The following is a 6,497-nucleotide window of genomic DNA, read 5'->3' on the forward strand; positions in this document are numbered from 1 at the left end:
CGGGACGACATACGGGAAGACTCCTTCCAAGGCATCGCGCGCTCCAGATTGTTGCAACGCGATGATCATAAAAGGTGTTACCCATGTCTCCCGACAGGTGTTACCTATGTCCCCCGGCTATACACGCAGCGAAACCCACCAACTCCACCAAACCCCTACGCCGCCATATGCCGCGCCTGCCGCGGATTGGCCACTTCCCCGCGTTCCTTGCCCGCCTTCGCCTGCCGCACGTTCACCTGCCCCGCATGGTCGCGCTCCATCACGGCCGTAACCTGCCCCGCCTCATGCCCGCGCTCGCGCAGCCATTGCGCGACCAGCGCCGCCAGCCGTTCCAGCGCGATGCGGTGCGTCGCATCGGTGCGCGCATACAGCCAGTCCGACAGGTCCATGAACCGCGCAAAGGGTGCATCGCTCAGCACCAGCGGCAAGGTGTTGGCGAAACGCCCCGAGTTGGCGATCAAATCCCAGTAGCGCGCGAAGCGCACCAGCCGCTGCATGTCGGCAAAACCGACGCGGTCGGTCGAGAGGATGGTGTAGGGCGGACTCGGATCGAACACGAGCTTGTACGTCTGCGTGTGCCGGATCACCGGCGTTCCGCGCAATCGCTTGAGGATGCCGAACTGGACCTCGTGCGGATTGATCGCCACGAGCCGGTCGAAGCCGCTTGCGAAGCTGGCAATGTCTTCCCCCGGCAGGCCGGCGATCAAATCCACGTGCAGGTGCGCATTCGACTCTTGCACCAGCCAGCGAATGTTCTCGGCCGATCTTTCATTGTTCTGCTTGCGGCTGATGATGCCCTGCACTTCGGGATTGAAAGTCTGGATGCCGATCTCAAGCTGCAGGGTGCCGGGCGGGAATTTGCGGATCGCTTCCTTCAGCGCATCGGGCAGATGGTCGGGCACGACTTCGAAGTGCGCGTACACCGGGTCTTCCGGATGCGCTGCCAGCTTGTCCAGAAAGAACTGCATGATGCGCAGGCTGGACTTGATGTTGAGGTTGAAGGTGCGGTCGACGAACTTGAACAGGCGGGCGCCGCGCGCATGCAGCGCTTCAAGCTCCCCGAGGAACTGGTCGAGGTCGAAGGGCCAGGCGGTCTTGTCGAGCGAGGACAGGCAGAACTCGCACTTGAACGGACAGCCGCGCGATGCTTCGACGTAGAGGTTGCGGTGGGCGATGTCCTTGTCGTCGTACAGCGCATACGGCAGCTTGATGTCCGACATCGGCAGCTGCACGCCGGCGTGGACTTTCATCAGCGGCTTGGGTCCATGCAAAATTTGCCTGCACAGTTGTGGAAAGGTGGCCTCGCCCCAGCCGGTCACCACGTAATCGGCCGACTGCACGATCTGCTGTTCCTGCGTCTCGTGCGAGACTTCCGGACCGCCGAGCACGACCGCGATCTCCGGCGCGACGCGCTTGAGCATGGCCACCACCTTCGCCGTTTCCTCCACATTCCAGATGTAGACGCCGAAGCCGACGATGCGCGGGCGGTGCGCGAGGATGCGTTCAACCACTTCCGTCGTCTTGGCGCCGATCACGAATTCCTGCAGGCGTGTCTCGGCTTGCAGCTCGCCCATGTTGGCGATCAGGTAACGCAGGCCGAGCGACGCGTGGGCGTAACGGGCGTTCAGGGTGGAAAGCAGGATGGTCATGGGGCAAGGTGCAGATCAGCAGCCCCACATTTTACGCCTGCACTGCTGCGCTCAGCGCTTTTCGTCCTGTTGCCGGAATGCGCTGGGCGGCATGCCGAACCAGCGCCGGAAGCTGCGGCTGAAATTCGAGGTATCGAGGTAGCCGAGCGCTTCGGCAATGCTTTCGACGGAGCGGGCGGTATGCCGCAAATACCATTGCGCCTGTTCCTTGCGCACGTCGTCGAGCAATGCCTGGTAGCTGGTGCCGTGCTGCTTGAGCCGGCGCATCAGGGTGCGCGCAGAGATGTGCAGCTCGGCGGCCATCGCTTCGCAACCGGGCAGCCGGTCGCCGCAGCCTTGCAGCCGCGCCCGCACCTGCTCCACCACGTCGCCCTCGCCGAGCAGTTGCGCCAGGATCTTGTCGCACTCGCGGATGGCGGAGGCATGGGCGGATGGGTCCGCGGTCAGGCAGGGAACGTCGAGCATCGCATGCGGCAGGCGCAGTTCCATGCACGGCGCGCCGAAATGCAGGCGCCCCGAAAAGCGCGTTGCATACGCGCCGGCCCATGGCGGCGCGGGATAAGGCAGCGCGCATTCCATGTCTTCCAGCGCGTAGCCGGTCAACGATTCCAGCAGCTTGGCCAGCACGATCAGCACCGTTTCCAGGACCGGCACGCGTACCTCGCCCAGCTCGATGCGTTCGCGCACCTGCAGGTGGCAATGCGTGCCGCTTGCCGCGAGGCGGAACTCCAGCGCGCCGCCGCGCAGGCGCCCATAACGCACGATCACGTCCAGCGCCTGCCGCACGTCTCGGCTCGCAACCACTGCATGACCGACCGGGCCGTGCGCCGAAACCGGGATCGCCGCGCCGAGTTCCAGCCCGAGTGCCGGCGTGCCGGACAGCCGCAGCGCCGCATGCACAAGCGGGCGGATCTGTCCGAGCCCGATGCCGGTGCCGGAATCCACCAGCTGCTCCCATTGCAGCCCGGTTCCCGCGAGCAAACTCGGCGTGTCGATCCCGCGCTTGCGCAGCAGCACGCACAGCACGCGCACGTACGAGGGATGGAAGGCCGGGTTCAGCCACTGACCGGAAATGGGCATGGTCTTGCAGGGAAAGCGTGATTGGGAACACCGCCGATCCTGTCACATAATGACGAGAGATTGCCACTTGATTCGGTGTGCATGCCGGGCCATCTGCGCGATCCTTTGATTTCCCGTAAATCAAGAAGAGGAAGAACGATGGAGACGCTGCTGCACCCGCCCGCCTCCGGCGGCTACCGCGACAGGAAGCGCTATGCATGGCTGCTGTCGCTCTTCGTTCCGGCGACGGTCGCCGCCGGCCCGCTGCTTTACTACGCCATTCCCGATCCGCGCATCCTGTGGGTGCCGGTGGTGGTCAGCTATATCCTGTTCCCCATCCTCGACCTCGGCCTCGGCAAGGATGCGAGCAATCCGCCGGAGGAACTGGTGCCGCTGCTGGAGGCCGACGGCTACTACCGCTACGTCACCTATGCGCTGGTGCCGCTGTTGTGGATCGGCTTCATCTTCGGCATCTGGTTCTTCACCAGCCACAACCTGCCCCTGCACGCGCAGGTGGCCGGCGTGATCACGACCGGCATGATCGGCGGTTACGGCATCAACCTCGGCCACGAGCTGGGGCACAAGCGTCCCGAACTCGAACGCCGGCTCGCGAAGTTCATCCTCGCGATGACGGGCTACGGACATTTCTACATCGAGCACAACCGCGGCCATCATCGCGACGTGGCGACACCCGTCGATCCGGCGTCCTCGCGCATGGGCGAGAACCTGTATCGCTTCCTGCTGCGGGAAATGCCGGGCGCTTTCGTGCGCGCATGGCGATTGGAAAAGGAAAGGCTGGCGCGCGACAACCTCTCGCCGTGGACGTTACGCAATGAAGTGCTGCAACCGATGCTGCTGACCGCGGTTTTCTTTGCCGCAATGACGGCCTGGCTGGGATGGCAGGCGCTGCCCTTCATCCTGTGCGCATCGTTCTTCAGCAACTTCCAGCTCACGCTGGCGAATTATGTGGAGCACTACGGCCTGCTGCGCGACCGTCTGCCTTCCGGCCGCTACGAGACCTGCAAGCCCCACCATTCCTGGAACAGCAACCAGCTGTTTTCCAACTGGGCGCTGTTCCACCTGCAGCGCCACTCCGACCATCACGCGCATCCGCTGCGGCGCTACCAGTCGCTGCGGCACTTCGAGTATGTGCCGCAGCTGCCCTGCGGCTACTTTGGCATGTTCCTCGTCGCGCAGGTCCCGCCGCTGTGGTTCCGCATCATGGACAAGCGGCTGGTGGAAGCGGTGGGGCGCGACGCAGGCCGCATCAACTTCGACCCGGCCAAACGGGAGGCCTTGATGCGGCGCCACGGCTTGCGTCAGTAGCTGTAGGCAATGTTGAGGCCGCCGCCCCAGTCCGGACTGCCGTCGGCAAAGCCCTTGGTGGCATAGGCCTGCAGCTTGTAGCCGCCGCCGAGCGTGCGGGTATAGAAGCCGGTCAGCTCGCGCTGGGCAAAGCCGGTGTCCGTCGAACGGCTGCGGTAATCGAGCATGGCGCCCGCGCTGGACTGCTGGTCGAGCTTGAACGACAGGCCGGCGTTGGCGCTGTAGACATCTTTCAGCGGCAAGGTGGCGGAAGAACCGAGCATGCCGAAGCCGATGCCGCCGAACCAGGTCACATTGCCGATCCTGGTGTAGGGATCGATGAGCACCCAGAAATCGTTCTCGCCGGTGCCCAGGCCGCGGTCGCTGTCGGCCGTGCCCCATTTGACCTTGCCGGTGACGTCGATGCCGAACTGTGACTTCGGATCGATCATGAACGAATACGTGGCGGAGGTGACGAGGTCGCCCAGGCCGGAATCGGTGCGCACCGTGGTCGTGGTCCGGCGCACCGCGCCGACGCCGGCCACCACGTTGTCCGAACCGGTGATGCGGACATAAGGGATCGAGGCCTTGAAGGTCCAGTTGCCGGTTTCGTAGGTGCCGATGAGCGGGATCGCGGTGATCTCGGTGGTGGTGTCCGTACCGTACGTGCCGGTGGTGTAGTCGACGCCGGTCTTGACGGTGAAGCTGCCTTCGGCGAACGCCGCCTGCGACAGAAATGCGGCGGTGATGAAAATCAGTCTTTTCATTGCTATAACAATTCCTGGTACAACAAAAAAAGCCGGGCAACGCTGGTTGCCCGGCCAAGGTAGGTACTACGGCTGTGTGATTAGTTGCGGCGGGTCTTCTCGATTTTCTCGACCTTCTCGATCTTCTCGACCTTTGCGATCTTTTCGGGACGCTCGATCTTTTCGACCTTGGCGACCTTCTCCACCTTCTCAACCTTCTCCACTTTTTCGACTTTCTCTACCTTCTCGGCCTTGGCCGGACGGTCAGCGCGGAATGCGGCGATCGCTTCACGCTTCTCGGCGGCAGCCGCCTTGTTGAGCGCGGCGCGTTCCTGACCGGCCTGTGCCGACTCGGGCAGCACGACGGTTGCGCCGTGGGCCTTGGCCGTCACGCCGGACGGCAGCGTGGTGCCGGGCTTGTAAACCGTGGCGCCCTTGCGTGCGGTGGTGGTCGTGGTGGTCGTCGTCGTGGTGTCGGTTGCCGTCGTGGTGGTCGGCGTGGTCGTGGTTGTCGGCGTTGCAGTCGTCGTGTCCGTCGGCGTCGCGGTTGTCGTCGTTGTCGGGGTTGCGGTCGTGGAAGTTGTCGGGGTTGCAGCGGCCGTGGTCGTCGGCATTGCGGCCGTCGTCGGGGTTGCAGTCGTCGCGGTGGCGGACACCGTTGTGCTTGCCTCCGTCGCCGCCGGGGCCGTCTGCGCGAAGGCAGCGCCGGTCGACAGCAGGGCCGTCGCAAGTGCGCTCAGGATGATGGCGGGCTTGGTGATCTTGGTGCTTTTCATGTGCTCTCCTGAAGGGTCGTATCAAGTGTTCATGGCGGAACCCATGGTACGTTCGGAAAGCTGAAATAACAGCCCGTAAAGATGTTTCTTCTGTAAGAAAGTGCTACCTCACGGAAACAGACAGATGCAAGCCCCTGGCCCCGGCGTTCGCCTGGTTCACGGAAGACCTCTTGACCTCAGTCAACGTATTCGGACGCGCTTCTTTCCCGATGATTGTTGCAGTGGTTAAATGCCTTCACCGAGGACATCCCGTGAGGTTCGCCATGCTTGAAACCACTGCCTGGTCCACCGATCTGGCGATCGGTCATGAAGTGATCGATGCCGACCACCGCCACATTTTCGAAACCGCAGATGCCCTGCAAGCGGAAATGCGGGAGGACGAGCCGGCGCATTCCATCGTCGGCAAGGTGCTGGTGGGATTGATCGAGCACACCGGCGGTCACTTCGCACGGGAAGAGGCGCTCATGCAGGAGAGCGGTTTCCCCGGCTCGGATGCGCACAAGCGCGAGCACGCGCTGCTGATGCAGAAGGTGAACGCGCTGCACCGCCGCTTCATGGACGGCTGCCCCGACATGGCGGCCGAAGTCGCCGACTTCATCCAGCATGGCCTGGTCCGCCACATCATGAAGTCGGACATGGAGCTCGGCCGCCACGTGCGCAAGGACACTTAGGCCTTCATCTCCTTTTCCTGCAGCGTGCGCCACATCACCTTGCCGGTCGCCGACTTGGGCAAGGCCTGCACGAACTCGACCAGCTTGGGCACCTTGTAGGCCGCCATCTTCTGCTGTGCCCAGCCGATGATGTCTTCCGCCGTCGCTTCGGCCCCGGGGCGCTTGACGATGACCGCCTTGACGGTCTCGCCGCGGTAAGGGTCGCGCGCGGCGATGATGCAGCATTCCTGCACCGCCGGATGCTGGTACATCATCGATTCCACTTCCGCCGGCCATACCTTGAAGCCGCTG

Annotated in this window: 7 protein-coding genes; 2 read left to right on the forward strand and 5 right to left on the reverse strand. The window is 63.6% G+C overall.

Features of this window, described 5'->3' with window-relative positions; all coding sequences use genetic code 11:
- Positions 1-155: 155 nt before the first annotated feature.
- Together VFF99_RS06235 and VFF99_RS06240 are read right to left on the reverse strand one after the other, a co-directional pair.
- Positions 156-1,649 (reverse strand): B12-binding domain-containing radical SAM protein, encoded by a 1,494-nt coding sequence (locus VFF99_RS06235; protein ID WP_325016022.1) that lies wholly within the window; start codon positions 1,647-1,649, stop codon positions 156-158.
- Positions 1,650-1,700: 51 nt separating this feature from the next.
- The gene (locus VFF99_RS06240) at positions 1,701-2,729 is read right to left on the reverse strand and encodes an AraC family transcriptional regulator (protein WP_325016025.1); all 1,029 of its coding nucleotides are present in this window, start codon (positions 2,727-2,729) and stop codon (positions 1,701-1,703) included.
- Positions 2,730-2,867: 138 nt separating this feature from the next.
- Between VFF99_RS06240 and VFF99_RS06245 the strand changes: the two genes are divergently transcribed.
- A complete protein-coding gene (locus VFF99_RS06245) occupies positions 2,868-4,034 on the forward strand; it encodes an alkane 1-monooxygenase (protein WP_325016027.1) in 1,167 nt (388 codons plus the stop codon).
- Here VFF99_RS06245 and VFF99_RS06250 read toward each other — a convergent pair.
- A complete protein-coding gene (locus tag VFF99_RS06250) occupies positions 4,028-4,780 on the reverse strand; it encodes a hypothetical protein (RefSeq protein WP_325016028.1) in 753 nt (250 codons plus the stop codon). The genes VFF99_RS06245 and VFF99_RS06250 overlap by 7 nt on opposite strands.
- 80 nt (positions 4,781-4,860) lie before the next feature.
- Positions 4,861-5,535, reverse strand: a complete 675-nt coding sequence (locus VFF99_RS06255; RefSeq protein WP_325016029.1) for a hypothetical protein — start codon at positions 5,533-5,535, stop codon at positions 4,861-4,863.
- Between the two features lie 263 nt (positions 5,536-5,798).
- On the opposite strand from VFF99_RS06255, the gene VFF99_RS06260 reads away from it, so the two are divergent.
- Positions 5,799-6,206, forward strand: a complete 408-nt coding sequence (locus VFF99_RS06260) for a bacteriohemerythrin (RefSeq protein ID WP_325016030.1) — start codon at positions 5,799-5,801, stop codon at positions 6,204-6,206.
- Here VFF99_RS06260 and VFF99_RS06265 read toward each other — a convergent pair.
- Positions 6,203-6,497: AMP-binding enzyme (locus VFF99_RS06265; RefSeq protein WP_414691507.1), on the reverse strand; the 295-nt coding region annotated here is incomplete at its 5' end. The genes VFF99_RS06260 and VFF99_RS06265 overlap by 4 nt on opposite strands.

The sequence above is a fragment of the Noviherbaspirillum sp. genome (genome assembly GCF_035654295.1).
Lineage (GTDB): Bacteria > Pseudomonadota > Gammaproteobacteria > Burkholderiales > Burkholderiaceae_D > Noviherbaspirillum.

Coding starts and splice junctions, on each gene's coding strand:
- VFF99_RS06255 (WP_325016029.1), bottom strand. CDS start 5,535: ATGAAAAGCACCAAGATCACCAAGCCCGCCATCATCCTGAGCGCACTT.
- VFF99_RS06245 (WP_325016027.1), top strand. CDS start 2,868: ATGGAGACGCTGCTGCACCCGCCCGCCTCCGGCGGCTACCGCGACAGG.
- VFF99_RS06260 (WP_325016030.1), top strand. CDS start 5,799: ATGCTTGAAACCACTGCCTGGTCCACCGATCTGGCGATCGGTCATGAA.
- VFF99_RS06235 (WP_325016022.1), bottom strand. CDS start 1,649: ATGACCATCCTGCTTTCCACCCTGAACGCCCGTTACGCCCACGCGTCG.
- VFF99_RS06240 (WP_325016025.1), bottom strand. CDS start 2,729: ATGCCCATTTCCGGTCAGTGGCTGAACCCGGCCTTCCATCCCTCGTAC.
- VFF99_RS06250 (WP_325016028.1), bottom strand. CDS start 4,780: ATGAAAAGACTGATTTTCATCACCGCCGCATTTCTGTCGCAGGCGGCG.